A 24,096-nucleotide genomic window follows, 5' to 3' on the forward strand; every position below is an offset into this window, starting at 1 on the left:
TAATCCGTGCAAACGCTGAAAGCGCTTGGTGCGGGCGGAGGGACTCGAACCCCCACAACTTTCGTCACTGGAACCTAAATCCAGCGCGTCTACCAGTTCCGCCACGCCCGCGTAAATTTGCATCAAGACCGGCCGCGATGCCGCGGGCGGCGGGCTTATAACATGGGCCCGCCTGTTCGCAGCAAAAAAATGGCCGCTTGGCGGCACGCTTCAAGTAGGCACGGCGGCTGGACTTATCCACCGCGGCGTGGTCCGGATCGGCCCATGAAAACGCGGATCTTTGCCCTGACGAGGCGCGAGGTTTTGGCCAGCTTTGGAGCCTCGGCGGCCGGGCTGATGGTGGGCGGCGCAGGCCCGCTCGTGACCACCCAGCTCGCCCTTCAGGCAAGGCCGACAACCCTGGCTCTGAGGCCGGGTCAGCCGCCTACACCGATCTGGGAGCTGGCCGCCGTAAGCCACCTTGGAGACGTCCGTCTCAAGCGCGGCGACCGCTGCGAGGTGGTCTTCCGCAACCAGCTGCCTGTGCCGCTTGCACCAGTCTGGTACGGCCTCAATGGCCCCGCGGCAGCCGACCCGCTCCGGGGCCGCGCGCCGACGGCGCCGGACGCGACTGAAACATCAATTATTTCAATACCAAGCGCCGGAACCCTGCTGGCCGACTTCCGCCTATTCGAGGAAGGTCTGCAGCAGCCTGCGCGCCCGCTTCCGATCATCGCCGCCGAGACCAACCCGGTCGCCATCGATCGTGACGTGGTCCTCTTGATCGAGGAATGGCGGCTGCTGCCGGATGGCACCGCGCTTCCCCCGGGCCGGGACCCCAAGGACACGACCCCGCTCTATACAATCAACGGGCGGACTTCATTCGAACTCTCAGCCGCGGCCAATGAACGGCTGCGGCTGCGCTTTATCAATGGCTCGCAACGTTCTGTTCTGGCGATCAAATTGGAAAGCCACGAGGTCCACGTGATGGCCCTGGACGGACAGCCGGCCGAGCCGTTTTCGGCACGCAGCGGCGCTCTCGTGCTGGCCCCCGGCGCCCGTGCCGATGCCATTGTCGATGCGGCCGCCTCGGCCCCATTCCTGCTGCATGACGGCAAGGAGGCGCGCCAGGTTGGCAGCCTCGTGATCTCGGGCAAACAGGAGCGGCGCGTGCCGCTAGCGCCGCCACAGCCGCTCCCGTCAAATGACCTGCCTGACCGGCTCGATCTGAAAGGTGCCCTGCGGTTCGATGTCGCGCTCGGCGCACCCGACGCCGGGTGGATACGGCCTGCTAATTTCTCGACGTCCTCTGCTCCCGCCATCCGCGCCAAGGCCGGCCGCACCATCGTGCTGGCGCTGAAGAATCCCGGGCCGGTCGCATCCATGTTCCACCTGCACGGCCACCATTTCCGCCTGCTCGACAAGCTCGACGACGGCTGGAAGCCCTATTGGCTCGACACGCTCGCGATCGAACCCGGCCAGACCCAGCGCATCGCATTCGCTGCGGCCTCCCCCGGGCGATGGCTGATCGAATCCGTCGCAACCGACTGGGCCGCGCCGCGGCTGGTGCGCTGGTACGCGGTGGAGTGAGAGCTCAGTATTCTATGCCGAGCGCATTATAGATCCGCCGGTGCACGGCCGGCAGCGTTTCGGTCAGGTCCTCCGCAATCAGCCCCGGCCCCGCCTCACTCCCGGCCTCGCCATGCATCCACACCGCGATGCTGGCGGCTTCGAATGCCGGCACGCCTTGCGCAAGGAGACCGGCGACGATGCCGGCGAGCACGTCGCCGGCGCCGGCGGTGGCGAGCGAGGGCGGCGCGTTGGCGGCGATAGTGGCGCGGCCGTCGGGCGCGGCGATCGTGGTGTCCGGGCCCTTCAGCAGTACGACCGCGCCGGAGCGCTCGGCGGCGGCGCGCACACGCTCGATCTTCGAGCGGCCCGGATATTTGTTGCTGAGGTCGGAGAACAGGCGTGGAAACTCGCCCTCGTGCGGCGTCAGCACCACCGCCTTGTCCTGCGAGGACTTGATCGATTCAAACAGCCGCTCGGGATTCGCGGCAAAGCTGGTCAGCGCATCCGCGTCGAGCACGAGATGCCGCTGTGCGTTAAGCGCCGTGTGGACGAAATCGCAGGTGCGATCGCCGATGCCCGCGCCGGGGCCGATCATGCAGGTGTTGTAACGCTTGTCGCCGAGGAGCTCGCCGAACTCGATCGCGGTGTCGACGGGGCGAACCATCACCGCGGTGAGCGCAGCCGCATTGATCGCGAGCGCATCACGCGGCGTGGCCAAGGTCACCAGGCCCGCGCCGGCGCGCAGCGCCCCGCGCGCGGCGAGCCGCGCCGCGCCGGTCGCAGCCATATCGCCGGAGACCGCGAGCACGTGACCACGCGCGTATTTGTGGCCGTCGATGCGCGGCACCGGAAAGGCCGCGCCCCAGAAATCCGGATCGTTCTCGAAGATCTGCGGCGCGATCTCGTCCAGCACCTGCGCGTCGATGCCGATGTCGGCGACGCGCACCTGGCCGCAATGCATCCGCCCCGGCAGCAGCAGATGCGCCGGCTTCTTGCGAAAGAAGGTAACGGTCTCGGTGGCATTCACCGCCACACCCAGCACCGCGGCGCTGGTGCCGTTGATGCCGCTCGGCAAATCGACCGCGAGCACCGGCGCGCCATTGGCGTTGATCGCCTCGATCATCGCGCGTGCCTCGCCGTCGACCGGGCGGCTGAGGCCTGCGCCGAACAGCGCATCGATGATCAACGCGGGCCTGCCGATCGCCTGCGGATTGAACGGGAGCACCGGGTGCTTCCAGCCGCGCGCGGCGGAGGCCGCATCGCCCTGAAGCTGGTCGCGCTCGCACATCAGGATCACCGAGACCTCGCGGCCCTGGGCGGCGAGTTCGGCAGCTGCGACAAAACCGTCGCCGCCATTGTTGCCCGGGCCGGCGACGATCAGGATCGGCCCCTCCTCCACCAGCGCATTGGCGGCCTCCGTCACCGCCTGGCCCGCGCTGAGCATCAGCTTGAAACCAGGGGTGCCTGCCGCAATACTGAGCTGGTCGGCGCGCTGCATTTCGGCGTTGGTTAGAACTTCCATGCCACTTCCCCGTCCAAACGCCTTTTCAACAGGCACGGTTCGTGCCGGTTCATCCGACGGAACAACGATCTGCACAGATATTGAACCGTTTGCCTATTTCGTAGTCTTCGGTATTTTGTGCCGGTCGGCGCCACCTATCAGGGCTGCACGTTAAAAGGCTGATAACGCTCCAATAATCAGGGCATTTGCAACTTGGCATAGACCCTGCTTTCGCGGAAGCCGCTTCGGTTCGTCGTGCTCACTGGCATTTATCATGGTGCGGCCGGCCGTTGTTGCCGGACTGGTCAGGTTATTCCGGCATAGCGAAGACAAGATCGTGCGTTAAGAAAAGCGCATCCTGACGAAGACGTTGCTATTTGATCGACAGGCCGGGAGGCGCGCAGTGAAGAAAATCGAAGCCATCATCAAGCCATTCAAGCTCGACGAGGTGAAGGAAGCGCTTCAGGAAGTTGGCCTTCAGGGCATCACCGTCACGGAGGCCAAGGGCTTTGGCCGCCAGAAGGGCCACGCCGAGCTTTACCGCGGCGCAGAATATATCGTCGACTTCCTGCCCAAGGTGAAAATCGAGATCGTCATCGGCGACGATCTGGTTGAACGCGCCATCGACGCGATCCGCCGCGCCGCGCAAACCGGGCGCATCGGCGACGGCAAGATCTTCGTCTCCAACATCGAAGAGGCGATCCGCATCCGAACCGGCGAATCCGGGCTGGACGCTATCTGAGCCGGGTGCTATCCCGCATTTTGGCGACACTCTGACAAGAAATAGGCTGCTTCGGCGGCCTCATTTTGTTTGTGCCTCGCGCGCCTCAAGAAGCGTGAACACGGTCGCTTGAAGTTTGGAAACCGACCCGCAGAGCCAAAAGGGGTATGCATGAAGACCGCCAAAGACGTCCTGAAATCGATCAAGGACAACGACGTCAAATACGTCGACCTGCGCTTCACCGATCCGCGCGGCAAGTGGCAGCACGTCACGTTCGACATCAGCATGATCGATGAAGAAATTTTCGCCGAAGGAACGATGTTCGACGGCTCCTCGATCGCCGGCTGGAAGGCGATCAACGAGTCCGACATGTGCCTGATGCCCGATCCGGTGACCGCGACGATCGATCCGTTCTTCGCCGAGACCACGATGGTCATTACCTGCGACGTGCTCGAGCCGACCACCGGCGAGCCCTACAACCGCGACCCCCGCGGCATCGCCAAGAAGGCGGAAGCCATGGTGAAGTCGATGGGCGTGGGCGACACCGTGTTCGTCGGCCCTGAAGCCGAGTTCTTCGTGTTCGACGACGTGCGCTTCTCCGCCAACCCCTACAACACCGGCTTCCGTCTCGACTCCTCGGAGCTGCCGACCAATTCCGACACTGAATATGAAGGCGGCAATCTCGGCCACCGCGTCCGCACCAAGGGCGGCTACTTTCCGGTGCCGCCGCAGGATTCGGTGCAGGACATGCGCTCGGAGATGCTGGGCGCCATGGCCAAGATGGGCGTGAAGGTCGAAAAGCATCACCACGAGGTCGCTTCCGCCCAGCACGAGCTCGGCATGAAGTTCGACACGCTGACGCTGATGGCCGACCACATGCAGATCTACAAATACTGCATCCACCAGGTCGCGCACATCTACGGCAAGACCGCCACCTTCATGCCGAAGCCGGTCTTCGGCGACAACGGCTCGGGCATGCACGTGCACCAGTCGATCTGGAAGGACGGCAAACCGGTGTTCGCCGGCAACAAATACGCCGACCTGTCGGAGACCTGCCTCCACTACATCGGCGGCATCATCAAGCACGCCAAGGCGATCAACGCCTTCACCAACCCGTCGACCAACTCCTACAAGCGTCTGGTCCCGGGCTATGAGGCCCCCGTGCTGCTCGCCTATTCCGCGCGCAACCGCTCGGCCTCCTGCCGCATCCCCTACACGGCGAACCCGAAGGCCAAGCGCGTCGAGGTGCGTTTCCCCGATCCGCTCGCCAATCCCTATCTCGGCTTCGCCGCGATGCTGATGGCCGGCCTCGACGGCATCAAGAACAAGATCGATCCGGGTCCGGCGATGGACAAGGACCTCTACGATCTGCCGAAGGAAGAGCTCAAGCAGATCCCGACGGTGTGCGGCAGCTTGCGCGAGGCGCTCGAAAACCTCGACAAGGACCGCGCCTTCCTCAAGGCCGGCGGCGTGTTCGACGACGACTTCATCGACGCCTATATCGAGCTGAAGATGACCGAGGTCGTCCGCTTCGAAATGACCCCGCATCCGGTCGAGTTCGAGATGTACTATTCGGGCTAACGGGCTCGAACCTTATGCGGCAAGCAAAAGGCGCCCCGCGAGGGCGCCTTTTCGTTTGAGAGCGTAGGACCTTCCAGCTACGGGTTCTCGCGCCGCGGCATCAAATGATCGAGCAGGCCGATTGGCAGTGGAAACACGACGGTCGACGACCGCTCGCCCGCGATGTCGTGCAGAGCCGCGAAGTAACGCAGCTGCATCGCCTGCGGCTCCTGCGCGAGAATCCGGCCGGCCTCGACCAGCTTTTCGGCGGCCTGCTGTTCGCCCATCGCGTTGATCACCTTGGCGCGCCGCAATCGTTCCGCCTCCGCCTGTTTGGCAATCGCACGCACCATGGTTTCGTTGAGATCGACGTCCTTGATCTCGATTCCGGTGACCTTGATGCCCCAGACGTCGGTCTGCTTGTCCAGTATCTCCTGGATGTCGGCGTTCAACCTGTCGCGTTCGGCCAGCATCTCGTCGAGCTCGTGCTTGCCGAGCACCGATCGCAACGTGGTCTGGGCGAGCTGACTGGTCGCGGCCATGTAATCACCGACCTTGATGATGGCGCGCTCGGGGTCGACGATGCGGAAGTAGAGAACGGCATTGACCTTGACCGAGACGTTGTCGCGCGAAATCACATCCTGGGGCGGCACGACCTGCACCATTACCCTGAGGTCGACCTTGACCAGCTGCTGCACGATCGGAATGAGGATGATGAGGCCGGGCCCCTTCACCCCGGTGAAGCGCCCGAGCGTGAAGATAACGCCGCGTTCGTATTCCCTGAGGATGCGAACGGCCTGGGTGAGAAACATGATGACGATCAGCGCAAGCACTGCGTAAATCGAATATTCAAACATCAGAGTTGACCTCCCTCGCTCACAGCGCCCGGACGCCGGACCACCAGCGTCAGGTCGACGATATTGGCGACCTCGACCCTCTCGCCGGGCTTGAAGGTGTCAGTGCCGCGCGCTTGCCAGCGTTCGCCGTGCGTAAAGACGTGCCCCTCTTTCTCGTTCCAATCGAGGACCTCGGCGGCCAGGCCTCGCATCGCTTGCGCACCGACCCGTGGCGGACCGCGGCGAGCGCGCCGGAGCGCGCCGAGCACGACCAGAACGAAACCAGTGAACATCGCCGCGACGACGGCGATGACCGACCACGACAGCCGGTAGCCCGGCGCTTCGACCCTGACCAGCATGATGGCACCCAGCACGAAGGCGACGACGCCTCCAAGGCCGATCACGACGGTCGGATTGAACGCCTCGATGGCAAGGAGCGCGATCCCGACCAGCATCAAGCCGAGGCCGGCATAATTGATCGGCAGCAAATTGAGGGCGTAGAGACCGAGCAGCAGGCAGATCGACCCGACCACTCCCGGAGCGACTGCACCGGGGGACATGAACTCGAAGATCAGGCCGTAGATGCCGACCATCAGGAGAATGAACGAGACGTTGGGATCGGTGATGACCGCCAGGAATCGGGAGATCCACCCGGGATCGACGGCTTCGATGACGGCGTTCTGCGTTGCCAGGCGTTGCGTCTTGCCGCCCGCAACCTCGACGTCGCGACCATCGATTTGCCTGAGCAGGTCGGCCGGATCGCGCGCGACAAGGTCGATGGCGTGCGCCTGCAACGCGCCGTTGGCGGACAGGGTGGCGGCCTCACGGACCGCCTTCTCGGCCCAATCGGCATTGCGGCCGCGCAGTTCGGCGAGGCTGCGGATAAAGGCGACGGCATCGTTCGTCACCTTCGCCGTCATCGCGTCTTTCGGTTCGTCCTTCTTGTCCTTGCCGTCCTTGTCGGGCGTGCCACTCGGCAGGCCTGGAAGCGGTCCGCCAATCTGCACCGGCGTCGCGGCACCGATATTGGTGCCTGGCGCCATCGCTGCGATATGGGTCGCATACAGGATATATGTCCCGGCGCTCGCCGCATGGGCGCCTGCCGGCGCGACGTAGCCGATCACAGGAACGGACGAGGCGAGCACATCCGCGATGATCTCGCGCATGCTGGAGTTGAGACCGCCGGGGGTGTTCATTCGAAGAATCACGATCTCGGCGCGTCGTTCGCCTGCCTTGACCAACGCCTCTTTCAGATAGCTTGCCGATGCCGGGCCAATGGCTCCCCCGATCGTGACAGTGATTGCAAGAGGACGATTCTCCTCCGCTGAGCCGGGAAGGAGATAAAAAAGACAAGCGACGATGCCGATTGTCGCAACGAGGGCCGCCTTCATGGTCTGCACGGCAAGGGCTCCCTTGCCAAAGATATGGTGTTCCTCTCCCAAACCTCAATGTGGTGGCTTGTCGTCCGCGGTTGCGATTGTGCGATGCAATGGACGGGATCGAACTGCGGCAATCCGTGGCAGGCATGTGGAGCTCAGCAACGCGCTTCGACTTGAGATGCAAATTGTCAGGATTTGCGTCGCTGCGCTCGCAACGATGGGGCGGAATGCGCTCGCGTTAGAGCTTCCGACACCGCGTTCAACTACGCCGCCGCGCGCTGGCGTTCGACTATGGCTTCGCCAAACGCCTCGAACAGTTTTCGGTTGATCGGATTGCACTGCGGGTCGTATTCGGCGTGCCATTGCACCCCGAGCGCAAAGGTCGGCGCTTCCGCGATGCGAATGGCCTCGATGGTGCCGTCCTCGGCGATACCCTCGATCAGCACGCGTTTGCCGGGATCGAGGATGCCCTGGCCGTGCAGCGAATTGACCCTGATCTTCTCGCAGCCGAGCAGCGTTGCGAACGCGCCTCCGGGCGTCAGATCGACGTCGTGACGGTCGGCGAACACGACGGTCGGATCGGGATGGATCTCGCCGTTTTCGAGCCTCGGCATGCGGTGGTTCATGCGGCCCGGGATTTCGCGGATCTCGGGGTGCAGCGAGCCGCCGAAGGCGACGTTCATCTCCTGCAGGCCCCGGCAAATGCCGAACAGCGGGATGCCGCGGGACACACAGGCGATGGACAGCGCCAGCGCCACCTCATCACGGTGAATGTCGTAGGGCTCGTGCCGTTCACACGGATCGACATTGAAGCGGGTCGGATGGACGTTAGCCCGGGCGCCGGTGAGCACGATCCCGTCGACCACATCGAGCAGCGCGCCGAGATCGGTGATGTCGGGTGCTCCCGCAAACATCACCGGCAAGCCGCCGGAAACCTCGGCCACCGCACGCAAATTGCGTTCGCCGACCATCTGGACCTGAAATCGATTTTCGACGCGATGGGCGTTCCCGATCACGCCGACGACCGGCTTTCTCATCTCCCGTTCCGACCTCTCCAGTAAGAAGATTCTCCAAACATGCCCTTGGGGTGGAACAAATTCAACAGAAGGCTTCGCGGGACGGCAATGCTATTTTCGCGCAAATGCCTCCCGGGCCTCGATCTCGCCGCCGACGGGCAGGCCGGCGGCCTTCCCTGCGGTGGCCGCCGCCTCGCCCTGTGCAGCCAGCCAGGGCAGTTTTGCCTCGATTCCGCGCGTCACGGGCTCCCCGAGCACGCCCCCGAAATCCATCGGCCAGAATCCGTTGGGCACCACCTCGGCGGTGAGGCCGCGGATCGAGTAGCCGTCGCCCAGCACCGCCTCCGCACGGTCGGCGGCAACAAGGCGCGCGGTATTTGGCTCCATGGGATCGCCAAAGCTCACGAGCACGGGAATGAGGTCGCCCTGCACCGGAACGGTGCCGGTCTGCCGGTTGATATCGCTAAACGAGACGCGGTTGCCGCGCGCGGCGCCATAGGCGCGGAGCGCGACGTAGTTGATGTCATCGAGGTCGAGCTTGCCGCCCTGCTGATGCGCCAGCAATGCCACCAGGTTCTTGCCCCGACCGAGGTCGGCGAAGACCGCCTCCCCGCGCATCGTAGTGTGGCCGCCGCGGTTATAGTTGCGGTCGGGCACGACGGCCAGAATGCCGGATGCGGTCTTGATCCCGTCAGGCGTCATCATCTCGACCGTGAGGCGAAATTTGTGCCCGGGCCGGTTGATCCGGATCTGATCGCCGATCACGAGCACGGCCAAAAGCCCGAGCAGACCGGCCCATTTGCTGATGAAACTCAAGCGTCCTCCACCTGTTCATTCCTCATCGCTCTGCGCCGTTCGCGCGGCAGCGTCAAACCAGCGCGTTGCCCGGTCTTGATCGGAAGCGCGTTTGCCGAAAGAGTGCTCCGCCCGCCGCTCTCGAAAAGGACCCGAAGTGACCATTCCCAGAGATGAACGGCCCCGGACCCGCAACGATCTGGCCTGGTCGATCTCGGTCGGGGGCATCGGCATCGTGCTGTTCGCGGCAATGCTGGTGTTCAGCTGGTATTTTGCCACCACCCTGCTCCTGATCTTCACCGGCATGCTGCTCGGCGTTGGCCTCAACGCGCTGACCAACGCGCTTGGGCGGCGCGTTCACCTGCCCCATGCGGTCCGGCTCGCGATCGTCTGCACCGCGCTGGCCGTAATGCTCGCGGGCGTCGGCTATCTCGGCGGCGCTACCATCGCCGATCAGGCTTCGGTGCTGAGCAAGACCATCAAGTCGCAGATCACGAACGTAAAGTCCTTCCTCGACAACCACGGCATCGACACCAGCGTGTTTGATCTCGGCAATGCCGGACCCGCCGCCCCCACCGACGCCGGCTCGACGCCCGCCCCCAGTTCCGCCCCGCATGGATTGCCGAGCGGTGCCGGCGCGCTCGCCTCGAGCGGCGGGGCGATCGTCAGCCAGACCTTCAAGCTGCTGCTCGGCACGATCAGCGCCGTCGGCAACATCTTCATCGTGCTGTTTCTTGGGCTCGCCTTCGCCGCCCAGCCCAGCGTCTATCACGATGGCTTGTTATTTCTTGCACCGGCGAAGCATCGCACTCGCGTGGCCTTGATCATCGACCGCATCGGCGAGACGCTGGAGCGCTGGCTGATCGCGCAGATCGTCGTGATGCTTGCGGTCGGGGTCGTGACCTGGATCGGGCTTGCCGTCATCGGCATTCCCGGCTCGTTCATCCTGGGAATCCAGGCGGGCCTGCTCGCCTTCATCCCGACCGTCGGCGCCATCATTGCCGGCGTCGTCGTGGTGCTGGCGAGCCTCGCCTCGGGCTGGATCCCGGCGCTGTCGGCCTTCATCCTCTTCCTGGGCGTGCACGCCATGGAGAGCTATTTGCTGACGCCGATCCTTCAGCGCCAGGCACTGGACATCCCGCCGGCCACGCTATTCGCGTTCCAGATCCTGCTCGGCGTCGTGTTCGGAATCTGGGGCCTGGCGCTGGCGTTGCCACTGGTCGCCATCGCCAAGGTCATGATCGACCATTTCAAAGCGTATGAGGCGCCGCCTTTGGCGGAGGCGGCCTGACCGGCATCAGGTTGTGAGCACGGTCGCGGTGTGCTCGACCTCCGGGGGCGACGCAAAATACTGGCCGACGAGGCCGCGCCATTCGGTGAAATTCTCCGAGCCGCGGAAGTCGACGGTGTGGCTTTCCAGCGTCTGCCATTTCACCATCAGCCGGTAACGCTGCGGCTTCTCGATCGACTTGTGCAGCTCGAAACCATGAAAACCCTTGGAGCGGCCGAAAGCGGCCTTGGCCTTGGCGACGGCGGCCTCAAAGTCCTTCTCGCTGCCCGGCTTGACGTCGATTTGCGCGATCTCGGTGATCATCTGTTTCCACCCATTTTTGTTCGATGGGCGTGTCTAGCGCAGACGGCGACAAAGAAAAAGGCGCCGAAACGGCGCCCTGCCCGGTCCAAAAATGCAGATCACTCAGGCAAGCAGCAGAACGGTGCCCGCCACCATGAGCGCACAACCGGCGAACAGCGCGAGCGGCCAGTAGTTGCGGCCTTGCGCATAGCGTCCCTGGGCGCGGCGCTCGCTGATCAGCGCGCGCTCGTATTCATCCGCGGTAGAGAAGAGGCAGGCGAAACCGCCGCGTGCCGAGGCAGCTCGGGCTTCCAGCGACATCAGGGCAGTCTGCGGGTTCTGTCGACGGATCGATTCCATGACCGCAATGTTAGGGATCGAATGGTAAACAGGGGCTTACCGCAAGGCCTCCCTTGCCTAGGCTGTCGCCGGCTGCGCCTTGGATTGGGTCTTGGATTGTGTCTTGGGCACGCCGATCCGCGCGGCGCTCTGGCGGCGCCAGTTTTCCAGCGACAGCGGCAACTCCTCCGCCGCCTCGACGCGGTTACGGCCGCCGCGCTTGGCCTGGTAGAGCGCGGTGTCGGCCGAGGCCAGCAGCACTTCGAGCTCGGTGCCGGCCGGACCGCCGGCGACGCCGATGCTGACTGTGGTGTCGACCGGGCCTTCATCGACCACGACGCCGGAGGTCTCGAACGCCTCGCGCACGCGCTCGGCGACCAGCACGCCCTCCTCCAGCGAACAGGGCAAGAGGGCAGCAAACTCCTCGCCGCCGATCCGGCCCGACATGTCGGTGATGCGCAGATTGCTGACGACGACGGTCGAGAACAGTTTCAGCATCTCGTCGCCGGCGGGATGGCCGAAGCGGTCGTTGATCGACTTGAAATGATCGATATCGAAGATCATCACCGTCACCGGGCGGCCAGCCTTGGCCTCGCGCTCGATCACGCGGCCGCAGGCTTCCGAGAAGCCGCGGCGGTTGAGCATGCCGGTCAGCGGGTCCGTGGAGGCGGCAGTCCGGTGCGCCGTGACCGTGCGCTCGGACACCAGCATGAAGATCACGAACACGGTCCCGACGGCATAAAGCACGAGCTCGACCGCGAACACGGTGACCCAGATGCTGCCGGAGAAGCCGGCATCGTTCGGACGCAGGAAACTTCCGAGCAGGATCGGCAGCATCAAGGCGCAGCCGTGCATCACCGGGACCACGAAGGCCGGCCAGCGCCGTTGCAGGCTCTTGCGCCGCTCGACCCAGAGCTCGCTCGCGGTCAGCGCCGCGTAGACCGAGACGATGCCGGCGCCTACGATCATGCGCAGCATGGACGCCGTGGGATCGAGCAGCGTAGCGGCAGCGGCCCAGGCGAGCGCGCCGACCAGGAGACCCGGCCAGTTCGGCTTGCGGCCATGGAAGACGCGCGCCGCATTCCAGACCATGCCGCAGGCGACGAAGCCGACCGCGTTTAGTGCGAGGTAAAGATGCGGGCCCAGCTTTTCGCCGGCCGCAGTCCACAGCGCGACCGATGCGGCGCCGAGGAGATACGCGGTGCCCCACCATTTCAACGCAGGGCTGTTCTCCTGCCTGCCGAAAAACACCATCATGGCGCCGAGCAGTGCGGCAATCATGGTGGCGACCAAATAGAGCGTGATGCTATCGAGCGACGTCATGTCGGCCCCCTTCTAGACATAGCAGTTACGCGATCGACTCAGCCGATTTGCGCGCCCTTCCAGATGCGACGCTATGTCTCGCGCCTTCCATTCAGGTTTTTATCCAGACCCAACTTTTCAGGAAACACGCCATCAATTTGCATACAAACGAACAGCAAAAAGGGCGCTGAAATCAGCGCCCTTTTGCATCTCATTGAAGCCGCTTTCGCGGCGAATGTGACCGAAGCGATTAACGCTTCGAGAACTGGAAGGACCGGCGGGCCTTGGCCTTGCCGTACTTCTTGCGCTCGACCACGCGGGAGTCGCGGGTGAGGAAGCCGCCCTTCTTGAGCACGGTGCGCAGCTCCGGCTCGAAATAGGTCAGCGCCTTGGAGATACCATGACGCACCGCACCGGCCTGGCCGGACAGACCGCCGCCGGCGACGGTGCAGATCACGTCGTATTGGCCGGAACGCGCGGCCACGGAGAAGGGCTGCTCGATCATCATGCGCAGCACGGGACGGGCGAAATAGACCTCGACCTCGCGCGAGTTGACCGTGACCTTGCCGGCGCCCGGCTTGATCCAGACGCGGGCGACCGCGTCCTTGCGCTTGCCGGTGGCATAGGCGCGGTTGAACTTGTCGACCTTCTTCTCGTGCTTGGGCGCGTCGGGCGAGGCCGCCGTCTTGAGCTGCGAGAGCTGGTCGAGCGACTGGATGGATTCGGCCATGTTATGCGGCCCTCGTGTTCTTGCGGTTCAACTTGGCGATGTCGATCTTCTCGGGCGTCTGCGCCTCGTGCGGATGATCGGCGCCGCCATAGACGCGGAGGTTGCCCATCTGGACGCGACCGAGCGGACCACGGGGGATCATGCGCTCGACGGCCTTCTCGAGCACGCGCTCGGGATGCTTGCCCTCGAGGATCTGGCGCGCAGTGCGCTCCTTGATGTGGCCGACATAGCCGGTGTGCTTGTAGTAGGTCTTCTGCTCGCGCTTGCGACCGGTGAGGACCGCATGCTGCGCGTTGATGATGATGATGTTGTCGCCGCAATCAACGTGCGGGGTGTAGGTCGGGAGGTGCTTGCCGCGCAGGCGCATGGCGACGATGGTGGCGAGACGGCCGACGACCAGACCCTTGGCGTCGATCAGTACCCACTTCTTCGTCACCTCAGCCGGCTTTGCCGAAAAGGTTTTCATGTCAAAGTTTCCGTGAACGGGGAGCATCGGCGCGAACACCGCACCGGACTGAGCGGTTTTCTAGAGAACAGAGGCGCCATGGTCAATGCCCAAAGGCGCAATTTAAATGTTCAATATCAACGGGTTAAAAATATGGTATCGAGATACCCGCGAAAAGCTCAAGCATTTGGAATGGAATAGGTCGAGGTGACATGGGCAATCGGATCGGGCGAAGTGCCGGACAACAGGTTCACCTCGCCGACCGCCAGCCGCTTGCCGAGCTTGAGGAGCCGCGCCTCCGCCAGCACGTCCTGCCCGGGCTGGCCCTTGCGCAGGAAGTTGATGTTGAGATTGGTGGTCACGGCGAGCCCGATCGGCCCGATCGCCGACAGCAGCACCACGTACATCGCGAAATCGGCGAGTGCCATCAGCGTCGGGCCGGACACGGTTCCACCCGGCCGCAGCATCCTTTCGCTGTAGCGCTGACGCAAAAGGCAGGCCTGGCCGTCCGCGCTCTCGATCGTGATGTCGTCGCCGCTGAAGGCCTGAGGAAACTCGTTGCGGAGAAACTGCTCGAGCTCCGCCACGCTCATTTTCGCTAACGCCATGCTACCCCTCACCCTCGCTTCACGTCCCCTGTTACATTAAGTTATCTGCGTCATCCAATCGCAATAATCCAACCGGAAACGCTTCGATGTCCGTCCAGGCCGCCCGCGCCCCCTCCCCGCAACCGCCGATCCTGCTGCGCGAGACCATAGGTCCCATCGCGGTCCTGACCCTCAACCGCCCGGCCGCCCGCAACAGCCTCTCGGAGGCGATGATCGCAAGCCTGCATGCCGAGCTCAATGAGATCCGCGACGACAAGGCTGTCCGCGGCGTCGTGATCGCGGCCAATGGTCCCGCCTTCTCCGCCGGCCACGACATGAAAGAGCTGACCGCGCGCCGCGACGACCCCGATCGCGGCCGTGCCTTCTTCGCCGAGATGATGACCGCCTGTAGCGCGATGATGCAGGCGATCGTACACTTGCCCAAGCCCGTGGTCGCATCCGTCCAGGGCATCGCGACCGCCGCCGGCTGCCAGCTCGTGGCGAGTTGCGATCTCGCGATCGCCTCGGAAGCTGCGAGCTTCGCCACGCCCGGCGTCGACATCGGCCTGTTCTGCTCGACGCCGATGGTGGCGCTGTCGCGCAACGTGCCGCGCAAGCAAGCGATGGAGATGCTGCTGACGGGCGAGCCGATCCCGGCTGCACGCGCCCGCGAGATCGGGCTCGTCAATCGTGTCGTCGCCGTTGGCACCGAGCGCGAGGCCGCGATCGCGCTGGCCGAACAGGTCGCGCTGAAATCCGCCTACACCGTCAAGCTCGGCAAGGAGGCGTTCTACCGCCAGGCCGAGATGAGCCTTGCGGACGCCTATCGCTATGCGGCAGAGGTGATGACCGAGAACATGATGGCGCGCGACGCCGAGGAAGGCATCGGCGCTTTCATCGAGAAGCGCACGCCGACATGGCGGGACGAGTGAAATTCGTCATTGCGAGCAAAGCAAGCAATCCAGGATATCTCCGCGGTGACAGTCTGGATTGCTTCGTCGCTTCGTTCCTCGCAACGACAGCAAGAAGAAGAGCCAATGAACCACGACAGCTATCCCGACAACTACATCCGGGGCATCCTCAACGGCGTGAAGTCGATCGCGATGGTCGGCGCCTCGCCGGTCAACGTGCGACCGAGCTATTTCGCGTTCAAATATCTGGCCCAGCGCGGCTACGACATGATTCCGGTCAATCCCGGCCATGTCGGCAAGGAGCTGCTCGGAAAGCCCTTCGTCGCCTCGCTGTCCGACATCGGGCGTCCCATCGACATGATCGACATTTTCCGCAACTCCAGCCACATCATGCCGGTGGTCGAGGAAGCCCTCACACTCGATCCGCTGCCGACGGTGATCTGGATGCAGCTTGGCGCACGCGACGATGCGGCGGCACTGAAGGCGGAATCCGTCGGTATCAAGGTGGTGATGAACCGCTGCCCCAAGATCGAATATGGCCGTCTGTCCTCGGAGATCTCCTGGATGGGCGTCAATTCGCGCACGCTGAGTTCCAAGCGCCCCCCGGCGCCGACGCAGGGTATGCGCTTATCCCTCAATCGGATGAGTGTCGGCGGCGGCGAGACCGCGGCATCGGATCGCGCCGCCAAAAACAAGACCGAGCAAAGCTGACGCAATTGCGACGGGTTCATTTCGCGAACGCGACAATGCGTAGCACGATCATTCTGATGTGAAGCGCCGCCTTGACGGCAGCCACGGCGCCAATCAGCATGCCGCGCGATTTCAGACCACGAGAACAGGACGCCTCAATGAGCGATCGCCTTCCGGGATTTTCGACCCTCGCCGTGCATGCCGGTGCACAGCCCGATCCCACCACCGGTGCGCGCGCGACTCCGATTTATCAAACCACATCCTTTGTCTTCAACGACGCCGACCACGCCGCCTCGCTGTTCGGCCTGCAGGCGTTCGGCAACATCTATACCCGTATCGGCAATCCCACCAATGCGGTGCTGGAAGAACGCGTCGCGGCGCTCGAAGGCGGCACGGCCGCACTTGCCGTGGCCTCGGGCCATGCCGCGCAGGTCGTGGTGCTGCAGCAATTGCTCCAGCCCGGCGACGAGTTCATCGCTGCGCGAAAGCTCTATGGCGGCTCGATCAACCAGTTCACGCATGCGTTCAAGAGCTTTGGCTGGAACGTGGTGTGGGCCGATCCCGACGACATCGCGAGCTTCGAGCGCGCGGTCACGCCGCGCACGAAAGCGATCTTCATCGAGTCCATCGCCAATCCCGCCGGCAGCATCACCGACATCGAGGCGGTCTCGACGGTGGCGCGCAAGGCGGGCGTACCGCTGATCGTCGACAACACGCTGGCCTCGCCCTATCTGATCCGGCCGATCGATCACGGTGCCGACATCGTCGTGCACTCGCTGACGAAGTTTCTGGGCGGCCACGGCAATTCGATCGGTGGCATCATCGTCGATGCCGGCACCTTCGACTGGTCGACCGGCGGCAAATATCCGATGCTGTCGGAGCCGCGGCCCGAATATCACGGCATCCGGCTCCAAGAGACGTTCGGCAATTTCGCCTTTGCGATCGCCTGCCGCGTGCTCGGCCTGCGCGACCTCGGCCCCGCACTGTCGCCGTTCAATGCCTTCATGATCCTCACCGGCATCGAGACGCTGCCGCTGCGCATGCAGAAGCACTGCGACAATGCGAAGGCGGTCGCCGAATTCCTCGCCGGCCATCCGGCGGTGGCCTCGGTGAACTATGCGGGGCTTGCAAGCGACAAGTACTACCAGCTTGCGCGCAAATACGCGCCGAAGGGCGCCGGCGCCGTGTTCACCTTCGGCCTGAAGGGCGGCTACGACGCAGGCGTCAGCCTGGTGTCGAAGTTGCAGCTGTTCTCGCATCTGGCCAATGTCGGCGACACCCGCTCGCTCGTCATCCATCCGGCCTCGACCACGCACAGCCAGCTCGACGACGCCGCCAAGGTCAAGTCCGGCGCCGGCCCCGACGTGGTGCGGCTCTCGATCGGGATCGAGGACAAGGAAGATCTGATCGCCGATCTGGAACAGGCGCTGGGCGCGTAGCCTTCTCGGTCATTCCGGGGCGTTTGGGTGCGTCCCCGAAGACGGCCTCCGTTAACAGTCATTAACCATATCTGCCGCATACATCGTCACTGGATCGCCCCTTTGATTCGGAGCCGACGATGCTGCGCTGGATGGTGCCTGCCCTTGCGGCGATGCTGACGGTCTCAGCTGCGATTGCCGCCGATTTGCCGGCCACGCCGAAACGGCGGCCCGCCGCTCCGCCGCAGGAGCCGCCGCAGGTCTATGTCGAGACGGATCCGGATGCGCTGATCTCGCCGGCCTATGGCATCGGCAGCTACATCCGCAACCTGCCGGGTACGCCACTGCTGCCGGGCTCCCACACGCTGCCGGGCTATTACGGCCGCCCGTGGGATTACGATTATCAGGGCCCGTATTACGGCGGGAAGCAGGTCGATTATTTCTGGCGCCTGCCCTACTCGTGCGGCATCTACGGCTATTGCTGATCAGCCGGGCTGGTAGTGATCAGCCGGGCTGACTGACAGGAATCGCCCGCGGCTGCGCTTCGGTTGAGCCACGCGTCGCGAGCCGCTCTGTCTGCATCACCGCAAGCGTCAGCACCACGAGGGCAACCGCCTGATGCGCCAGCGCGAGATCAATCGGCACCTGGTTGAGCAGCGTGAGAATGCCGAGCACTGCCTGCAGGCTTACCGCGCCCAACAGCAAAAGCGCGCCGCTTGCCGCAGAACCTGCGCGTGAACGCACCGCATCGAACGCGTGCAACGCCGCCAGCGCGAACAGCGCATAGGCCGTCATGCGGTGCTCGAACTGCACCGTCAGCACATTGTCGAACATGTTGCGCCACCACGGCGTCTCGAACCACAGCCGCTCAGCCGAGGGAATGAACGCGCCGTCGATCTGCGGCCAGGTGTTGTAGGCGCGCCCGGCGCGCAGGCCGGCAACCAGCGCACCGAAATAGATCTGAATAAAGGTCACGACGAGGAGCAAGGCGCTCGTGAAGCGCAGCCGCGATGGTGCTGCGATCTGCGGCCGCTCGGCGAGCCGCCGCACCGTCCAGACGATGCCGGCGAAGATCAGCAGCGCGAGCACCAGATGCGTCGCCAGCCGATATTGCGAAACTTCGACCCGTTCGGACAGTCCCGAGGCCACCATCCACCAGCCAACCGCGCCTTGGAGCCCGCCAAGCCCAAACAGCAGCCACAGCCGCCGCTTCAACTCACCCGACAGGCCGCCGCGCCACAGGAAGAACAGGAACGGCAGCAGATAGGCGACCCCAATGAAGCGGCCGAGCAGCCGGTGGCTCCATTCCCACCAGAAGATCTCCTTGAACTCGGACAGGCTCATGCCCGCGTTGAGCTCGCGATATTGCGGGATCTTCTGGTAGGCCTCGAAGGCCGCCGTCCACTGCCCTTCCGAGAGCGGCGGCACGCTGCCCGTGACCGGCTTCCATTCGACGATCGAGAGGCCGGATTCCGTCAGCCGGGTCGCGCCGCCGACCAGCACCATCAGGGCGATCAGCGCCGCCACGGAGATCAGCCACCAGCGCACGGCGCGATGCGGCTCGGACGGGGCGGAAATCGTCGTCATTCGAGGCAAAAACCAGAGCTTGAACCGGACTGCGTGCCCCTTATAGTCCCCCGCTCCCGCAGCGCAAGTTACGCGAAAGCCGCAATATTCCGTCATGACGATCCGCACCCGCAAGTTCCTCGGCACCATCCTCCTCCTGATGCTCGCCACCGTCTGGGCCCTGCTCGGCATGGCGCTGGCGCAGATGCCATGGATCGCCGAGTCCGGCTGGCGGCAGGCGATCTATTACGTGGTGGTTGGCATGGGCTGGGTGCTGCCGGCGATGCCGATCGTGAGTTGGATGCAGCGGCCCGACCGGGCCAAATCTAGTTCGTAGCGCTGCCAGGTCGTAGCGCCTCTAGTTCGTAGCGGTGCCGGTCGGCTTCACCGGCGCAAAGGCCGTGCCCGACACCAGCACGCGTAGCATGCGCAGCGAGCGCGAGCGCACCCCGCCATCCCAGGAAATGCGCGGCAGCGCGCGCAGATTGGTGCGTCCCTCCGCATCCACGATGCCCGGGATCGTCGACACCGCGCTGGCGAAGCCGGCCTCCTCCGCCATCACGACATGGCTGCGCCGGAACGAGGCGCGATCGCCGAACGGAAAGGCGAGATGCCGGATGTCGCGATGGAAGGCCGCTTCCGCCACCGCCTTGCCCATCGTCATCTCGCGCAGCGCGGCTGCATCCTTCATGTTGGCGAGAACGGGATAGTTCACGGTCGCGCTGCCGATCGTCACCAGCGGATCGGCCGCGAGCTTCGCCAGATCCTCCCAATTCATCGACGCCTCGCGAGAGAGCGCGGCAAGGTCGATCCGGTAGCGCGTGCAGAGATCGGCGATCGCAGCCGACACATCCGCCGGCGGCAGCGAGCGCAGCCAACACTCGACGAACGAAAACAGCGCCTGCTTCTCGGCTTTGCCTGTGACGGTGAAGCGCTGCTCCTTTTCGCCCATCAACAGGCTGACACGGCTCTCGCGCGCGATCACCTGCTCGAGTCCGAGCCACCAGGCTTCTCCGACGCCGTCGGGAAACGCCGTGGGCACATAAATCGTGAAGGGCACGCCGTGGCGCGCCAGCACCGGATAGGCAAAGTCGATCAGATCCTTGCCGGCGCCGTCGAAGGTGAGCGCCACGAAGCGCCGCTTTTCCGGCAGCGTCACCGCGCGCCGGCAGACCTCGTCCATGCCGAGAAAATCATAATTCCACCGCTTCAGCGCGCGAATGGCGCGATCGAAGAAGTGCGGCGTGATCTCGTTCTCGCGCAACGGCTGAAACCCGCCGCGCCGCCGCGGCCGCACATGCGCAAAGCGCAGGATGGCGCCGGCACCACGACTACGCAGCGCAGCCTGGCCGGTGAACCAGGTCAGCTCGAGGCGCAGCCGTTCCAGCCATCTGTCGTCGGATGCCATATCCCACCTTCACGCCCGTCGGCGCCCGTTCCCCCTCCCTATAGTCATTACGCTTTGTTGACATTTCTTTGCAAAGGTCGGCCACAGGCCGAATTACGCACATTTTTGATTTCTCGACAGGTTTCGCGAATGACCATGGCTGCGGCGATGCAAAGCCGGACGGCAGAATCGCCAGCGCGGTCGAAAGCGAGCCGCATCGCGCATGTCGATATCGTCACCGATCTCGGCACGGCCGAGGCGGTCTGGCGCGCCTTCGAGGAGCCCGGTCACCTCTTCACGCCCTATCAGCGATTTGACCTGCTGAGTCCCTGGCAGGGCCTGGTCGGCGAACACGAACGCGCCCGCCCCTTCATCGTCATTGCCCGCGACGCCGAGCATCGGCCGCTCCTGCTGCTGCCGCTCTCGCTGCGCCAAAACCACGGCGTGCGCACGGCCTGCTTCATGGGCGGCAAGCATACCTCCTTCAACATGGGCCTGTGGAACGCCGAGTTCGCAGCGCAGGTCGCCATCGCCGATCTCGACGCGCTGCTTGCGTCCTTGCGCGAGCATGTCGACGTGCTCGCACTGACGCAGCAGCCGCTGCACTGGCACGACCAGCAGAATCCGTTTGTGCTCCTGCCGCGCCAGAGCGCGATCAACGGTTGCCCGCTGCTCACGATGGAGCCGGGCGGTCCGCCGGCGTCGCGGATCAGCAATTCCTTCCGCCGTCGTCTCAAGAGCAAGGAGAAGAAGCTCCAGGCTCTCGCCGGCTATCGCTATCACCTGGCGACCACGGACACGGACGTCACCCGCCTGCTCGACTGGTTCTTCCGCGTCAAGCCGGCGCGGATGGCCGAACAGAAGCTTCCCAACGTCTTCGCCGAGCCCGGCGTCGAGCAATTCGTCCGCAGCGCCTGCCTTGCGCTGCGCGGTGAAGGCCGCGTCATCGACATCCACGCGCTCGAATGCGACGACGAGGTGATCGCGATCTTCGCCGGCGTCGCCGATGGCCAGCGCTACTCGATGATGTTCAACACCTACACGATGTCCGAGCACGCCCGTTACAGCCCCGGGCTGATCCTGATGCGCTACATCATCGACCGCTATGCCGAGCGCGGCTACCGTTCGCTCGACCTTGGCATCGGCTCGGACGAGTACAAGCGGATGTTCTGCAAGGACGACCAGAACATCTTCGACAGTTTTGTTCCGCTGACGTCACGCGGAAAACTCGCGGCGATGGCGATGTCCTCGCTGAGCCACGGCAAGCGGCTGGTGAAACAAAACCAGATGCTGTTCGACCTCGCGCAGCGGCTGCGACGCGCGTTCGGGTAATCTGTCTTTGCCTACGCCGCCACGACGCGCGGCGCATCCACCGGATTCGACGGCTGCACCGGCTTGCTCAGCATCGTGACTTCGCTGAAGCCGACGGCGCTGAGCTGCTCGCACATCAGCGCGCGCGCATCCGGCGCCATCGACGCGTCGGGCACCACGACGGCGCGGGCATTCGCCGTCAGCAGTTCGGCCGGCAGGTCGGAGGCGCTGCCGGCATCGAGCAGCACGTGGTCGTAGGCGCGCAGCAGCGCGTCGACCGCCAGGGTCACCCGCGGCGACTGCAACAGACTGCGATCGAAGCCGGGACGGCCGGGCAAGACCAGATGCAGCCGCGAGAGCTTGTCCCGGGTGATGATTTGCGCGAACGACGCCTCGCCCTGCATCAGCTCGGCAAGGCCGGGTGCGGAGGCGTCGACGGATACGGCGGCCATGGTCGGCGAGGACGCGGCAAGATCGACCACGACAACCCGCGCATCGCGCGCGAGATACCGGGCCAGTGTCAGCGTCGACAGCGTGACGGCTTCGCCGGCTGCGGTGCCGAGCACCGTGACTTTCTTCGCCCCAGCCCCGGCGGCGCGCAGGCTAGCGGCCAGGCGTTCGATCTCCGGGAATTCGCTGACATCGGCATCCGCCGTCATCTCCGGCTGAAGCGGCGCGGGCTCTGCCATGACCGGATCGACGAACGGCTCGATGACCATCGGTTGAACAACTTGTTCCTGGCGAGCCGACGCCCGCGTTTGCGCTGGCGTGAATACAGCGACTGCACGGGGCGCGGTCTGGCGCAACAACTCTCCGGTGACGACGACGCCGGACGAGAGCAACAGTGTCGCGATCGTCGCGATCAGCACGATCGGCAGCTTCTTCGGATAGGCCGGCATGTTCGAGACGATGGCGCGTGAGATGATGCGGCCATCCGTCGGCGCGGTATCGATGGTCTCGCGGGTGTTCGCTTCACGGTACTTCGCGAGATAGGTTTCGAGCAGGTCACGCTGCGCCTTGGCCTCACGCTCGAGGGCGCGGAGCTGCACGTCCTGGCCGTTGGTTGACGTCGCCTGCTTCTTGAGCTGCTCGAGGCTTGCGGACAATTCCTGAACGCGCCCGCTGGCGGCACGCGCATCGTTTTCGAGCGTGCGGGCGAGCTTGGCGGCCTCGTCGCGGATCTGGGTGTCGAGGTCGGCGAGCTGCGCCTTCAATTCCTTGATGCGCGGGTGGTTGCCGAGCAACGTCGACGATTGCTCGGCCAGCTGCGCCCGCAACGCCACGCGCTGCTGGGAGGGCGTGCGCATCGATTCCGAGTTCAGCACTTCCGACGACTCGATCGGTTTGCCGCTCTGGATCATCTCGCGGATCAGGCGCGCCTTGGCCTCGGCATCGGCCTTGAGCGCGCGCGCATTGTTGAGCTGGGTGTTGACCTCGCCCATCTGCTGGTTCGACAGCGTCGTGTTGTTGGTGCCGATGAACAGGCTCGACTTGGAGCGGAAATCCTCGGCCTTCGCTTCGGCCTCGGAGACATTCCGTCGCAGCTCGTCGATCCTGCCGCCATACCACTGGCTCGCGTTCCGGGCCTGGTCCTGGCGCGCATCCTGTTGGAGCACGAGATAGCCGTCGGCGATTGAATTGGCGACGCGCGCGGCGAGATCGGGATCGGCGGACTGGAATTCGATCACGATCACGCGCGACTTGTCGACGGCGTAGGCCTGGAGGCGCTCGTAATAGGCGTCGAGCACGCGCTCTTCCGGCGTCATCGAGAACGGATCGCGGCCGATGCCAACCAGCGCCGCAAGCGACCTCAGCGGCGAAATGCCTTGCAGCACCGGATCGAACTCGGGCCGCTCCGCAAGCTTGTTCTTCTTGATGATCTCGCGCGCGAGGTCGCGCGACAGCACGAGCTGCACCTGGCTGGTGACGGCCTCTGCGTCGAGCGCCTGCCGCTCCTCGGCGCGATCGCTGTTGGGGCGCAGAAACACGTTCTCGCGGCCGTCGATCAGGATGCGGGACTCAGACTTGTAGCGCGGCGTGACGAGATTGACGATCGCGACGGACGCGACGAGCGCCAGCACCGTCGGCACGATGATCCAGCCGCGCTTGCGCGCCAATGCCGCGCCGAGCGCGTGAAGGTCGATGTCGCCGGATTCGACTGGCTGCTGCGTCGGAGCAACGGGCGCAGGCTTTGCTTCGATCCTGGGCGCGAGTTCGGCCCGCTTGGTTTCGGCTTTGGCCTTCGAGACGGCCCGCTCGACCACCGCCCTGTCCTTGCCGCCACGCCAGAACGCTAAACGCATCGAACACTCCCGCAGGCGCAACGCCACGAACTTACCTCAACCGGGACGATTACACTCCATTAAGGTTGCCGCTGGGTTAATCGCGGCATCCGACAGCTCGCGCAGGCGCGCTCGTCACCATTTGTTAACCACGAGGGCTCTTAATCCGTCTCGATTATTTCGTGAGTTTTGTTCG

Annotated in this window: 24 protein-coding genes and 1 tRNA gene; 10 read left to right on the top strand and 15 right to left on the bottom strand. The window is 64.4% G+C overall.

Annotated elements, in window-relative coordinates; genetic code table 11:
- Window positions 1–26 precede the first annotated feature (26 nt).
- A tRNA-Leu gene (locus tag IVA74_RS26735) sits at window positions 27–111 on the bottom strand.
- Between the two features lie 153 nt (window positions 112–264).
- On the opposite strand from IVA74_RS26735, the gene IVA74_RS26740 reads away from it, so the two are divergent.
- Complete coding sequence (locus tag IVA74_RS26740) at window positions 265–1,569, top strand: multicopper oxidase domain-containing protein (RefSeq protein WP_247349359.1); 1,305 nt, start codon at window positions 265–267, stop codon at window positions 1,567–1,569.
- A 4-nt stretch (window positions 1,570–1,573) separates the two neighbouring features.
- On the opposite strand, the gene IVA74_RS26745 is transcribed toward IVA74_RS26740, so the two are convergent.
- Entirely contained in the window at window positions 1,574–3,073 is a 1,500-nt protein-coding gene (locus IVA74_RS26745; RefSeq protein WP_247349361.1) for an NAD(P)H-hydrate dehydratase, read from the bottom strand.
- Window positions 3,074–3,455: 382 nt separating this feature from the next.
- Between IVA74_RS26745 and IVA74_RS26750 the strand changes: the two genes are divergently transcribed.
- Entirely contained in the window at window positions 3,456–3,794 is a 339-nt protein-coding gene (locus IVA74_RS26750; protein ID WP_007603495.1) for a P-II family nitrogen regulator, read from the top strand.
- A 150-nt stretch (window positions 3,795–3,944) separates the two neighbouring features.
- Entirely contained in the window at window positions 3,945–5,354 is a 1,410-nt protein-coding gene (glnA, locus tag IVA74_RS26755) for a type I glutamate--ammonia ligase (RefSeq protein ID WP_247349362.1), read from the top strand.
- 77 nt (window positions 5,355–5,431) lie between these two features.
- Here glnA and IVA74_RS26760 read toward each other — a convergent pair whose 3' ends face one another.
- The 4 genes from IVA74_RS26760 to IVA74_RS26775 form a co-directional block, all read right to left on the bottom strand.
- Window positions 5,432–6,193 carry a slipin family protein gene (locus IVA74_RS26760; RefSeq protein WP_247349488.1) on the bottom strand — a complete coding sequence of 254 codons (762 nt, stop codon included), beginning with the start codon at window positions 6,191–6,193 and terminating at the stop codon, window positions 5,432–5,434.
- A complete protein-coding gene (locus IVA74_RS26765) occupies window positions 6,190–7,569 on the bottom strand; it encodes a nodulation protein NfeD (RefSeq protein ID WP_247349363.1) in 1,380 nt (459 codons plus the stop codon). Before IVA74_RS26765 ends, IVA74_RS26760 begins: the two co-directional genes overlap by 4 nt.
- 242 nt (window positions 7,570–7,811) lie before the next feature.
- Complete coding sequence (locus IVA74_RS26770; RefSeq protein ID WP_247349364.1) at window positions 7,812–8,585, bottom strand: gamma-glutamyl-gamma-aminobutyrate hydrolase family protein; 774 nt, start codon at window positions 8,583–8,585, stop codon at window positions 7,812–7,814.
- Between the two features lie 90 nt (window positions 8,586–8,675).
- Complete coding sequence (locus IVA74_RS26775) at window positions 8,676–9,380, bottom strand: hypothetical protein (RefSeq protein WP_247349365.1); 705 nt, start codon at window positions 9,378–9,380, stop codon at window positions 8,676–8,678.
- 136 nt (window positions 9,381–9,516) lie between these two features.
- Between IVA74_RS26775 and IVA74_RS26780 the strand changes: the two genes are divergently transcribed.
- On the top strand, window positions 9,517–10,650 hold the full coding sequence (locus IVA74_RS26780; RefSeq protein ID WP_247349366.1) for an AI-2E family transporter: 1,134 nt from the start codon (window positions 9,517–9,519) through the stop codon (window positions 10,648–10,650).
- A 6-nt stretch (window positions 10,651–10,656) separates the two neighbouring features.
- Here IVA74_RS26780 and IVA74_RS26785 read toward each other — a convergent pair whose 3' ends face one another.
- From IVA74_RS26785 to IVA74_RS26810, 6 genes are all read right to left on the bottom strand, one after another.
- A complete protein-coding gene (locus IVA74_RS26785; RefSeq protein WP_247349367.1) occupies window positions 10,657–10,953 on the bottom strand; it encodes an antibiotic biosynthesis monooxygenase family protein in 297 nt (98 codons plus the stop codon).
- A gap of 102 nt (window positions 10,954–11,055) precedes the next feature.
- Window positions 11,056–11,292: a hypothetical protein gene (locus IVA74_RS26790; RefSeq protein WP_247349368.1), complete on the bottom strand. Its 237-nt coding sequence runs from the start codon at window positions 11,290–11,292 to the stop codon at window positions 11,056–11,058.
- A gap of 57 nt (window positions 11,293–11,349) precedes the next feature.
- Window positions 11,350–12,594 carry a GGDEF domain-containing protein gene (locus IVA74_RS26795; protein WP_247349369.1) on the bottom strand — a complete coding sequence of 415 codons (1,245 nt, stop codon included), beginning with the start codon at window positions 12,592–12,594 and terminating at the stop codon, window positions 11,350–11,352.
- Between the two features lie 229 nt (window positions 12,595–12,823).
- Window positions 12,824–13,303, bottom strand: a complete 480-nt coding sequence (rpsI, locus tag IVA74_RS26800) for a 30S ribosomal protein S9 (protein ID WP_247349371.1) — start codon at window positions 13,301–13,303, stop codon at window positions 12,824–12,826.
- Window position 13,304: 1 nt separating this feature from the next.
- Entirely contained in the window at window positions 13,305–13,769 is a 465-nt protein-coding gene (gene rplM / locus IVA74_RS26805; protein ID WP_092028874.1) for a 50S ribosomal protein L13, read from the bottom strand.
- 158 nt (window positions 13,770–13,927) lie between these two features.
- A complete protein-coding gene (locus tag IVA74_RS26810; protein WP_247349374.1) occupies window positions 13,928–14,356 on the bottom strand; it encodes a PaaI family thioesterase in 429 nt (142 codons plus the stop codon).
- 86 nt (window positions 14,357–14,442) lie between these two features.
- Between IVA74_RS26810 and IVA74_RS26815 the strand changes: the two genes are divergently transcribed.
- The 4 genes from IVA74_RS26815 to IVA74_RS26830 all read left to right on the top strand — a co-directional run bounded on the left by IVA74_RS26815 (window position 14,443) and on the right by IVA74_RS26830 (window position 17,839).
- The gene (locus IVA74_RS26815) at window positions 14,443–15,267 is read left to right on the top strand and encodes an enoyl-CoA hydratase (protein WP_247349376.1); all 825 of its coding nucleotides are present in this window, start codon (window positions 14,443–14,445) and stop codon (window positions 15,265–15,267) included.
- A gap of 105 nt (window positions 15,268–15,372) precedes the next feature.
- Window positions 15,373–15,957: a CoA-binding protein gene (locus tag IVA74_RS26820; protein ID WP_247349378.1), complete on the top strand. Its 585-nt coding sequence runs from the start codon at window positions 15,373–15,375 to the stop codon at window positions 15,955–15,957.
- 137 nt (window positions 15,958–16,094) lie between these two features.
- Complete coding sequence (locus tag IVA74_RS26825) at window positions 16,095–17,375, top strand: O-acetylhomoserine aminocarboxypropyltransferase (protein WP_247349379.1); 1,281 nt, start codon at window positions 16,095–16,097, stop codon at window positions 17,373–17,375.
- Between the two features lie 119 nt (window positions 17,376–17,494).
- Window positions 17,495–17,839 (top strand): hypothetical protein, encoded by a 345-nt coding sequence (locus IVA74_RS26830; protein ID WP_247349380.1) that lies wholly within the window; start codon window positions 17,495–17,497, stop codon window positions 17,837–17,839.
- A gap of 19 nt (window positions 17,840–17,858) precedes the next feature.
- Here IVA74_RS26830 and IVA74_RS26835 read toward each other — a convergent pair whose 3' ends face one another.
- A complete protein-coding gene (locus IVA74_RS26835) occupies window positions 17,859–18,941 on the bottom strand; it encodes a COX15/CtaA family protein (protein ID WP_247349381.1) in 1,083 nt (360 codons plus the stop codon).
- A 94-nt stretch (window positions 18,942–19,035) separates the two neighbouring features.
- On the opposite strand from IVA74_RS26835, the gene IVA74_RS26840 reads away from it, so the two are divergent.
- A complete protein-coding gene (locus IVA74_RS26840; RefSeq protein ID WP_247349382.1) occupies window positions 19,036–19,257 on the top strand; it encodes a DUF2842 domain-containing protein in 222 nt (73 codons plus the stop codon).
- Between the two features lie 21 nt (window positions 19,258–19,278).
- Here the strand turns inward: IVA74_RS26840 and IVA74_RS26845 are convergent, their stop codons facing one another.
- Window positions 19,279–20,328 (bottom strand): polysaccharide deacetylase family protein, encoded by a 1,050-nt coding sequence (locus IVA74_RS26845; protein ID WP_247349383.1) that lies wholly within the window; start codon window positions 20,326–20,328, stop codon window positions 19,279–19,281.
- A gap of 129 nt (window positions 20,329–20,457) precedes the next feature.
- Here IVA74_RS26845 and IVA74_RS26850 point away from each other — a divergent pair, with 129 nt between their 5' ends.
- Entirely contained in the window at window positions 20,458–21,639 is a 1,182-nt protein-coding gene (locus tag IVA74_RS26850; RefSeq protein WP_247349384.1) for a GNAT family N-acetyltransferase, read from the top strand.
- A gap of 11 nt (window positions 21,640–21,650) precedes the next feature.
- Here IVA74_RS26850 and IVA74_RS26855 read toward each other — a convergent pair whose 3' ends face one another.
- Window positions 21,651–23,921 (bottom strand): exopolysaccharide transport family protein, encoded by a 2,271-nt coding sequence (locus IVA74_RS26855; RefSeq protein WP_247349385.1) that lies wholly within the window; start codon window positions 23,919–23,921, stop codon window positions 21,651–21,653.
- Window positions 23,922–24,096: the final 175 nt, after the last annotated feature.

The sequence above is a fragment of the Bradyrhizobium sp. 132 genome, from assembly GCF_023074185.1.
In the GTDB taxonomy this organism is placed as follows: Bacteria; Pseudomonadota; Alphaproteobacteria; order Rhizobiales; family Xanthobacteraceae; genus Bradyrhizobium.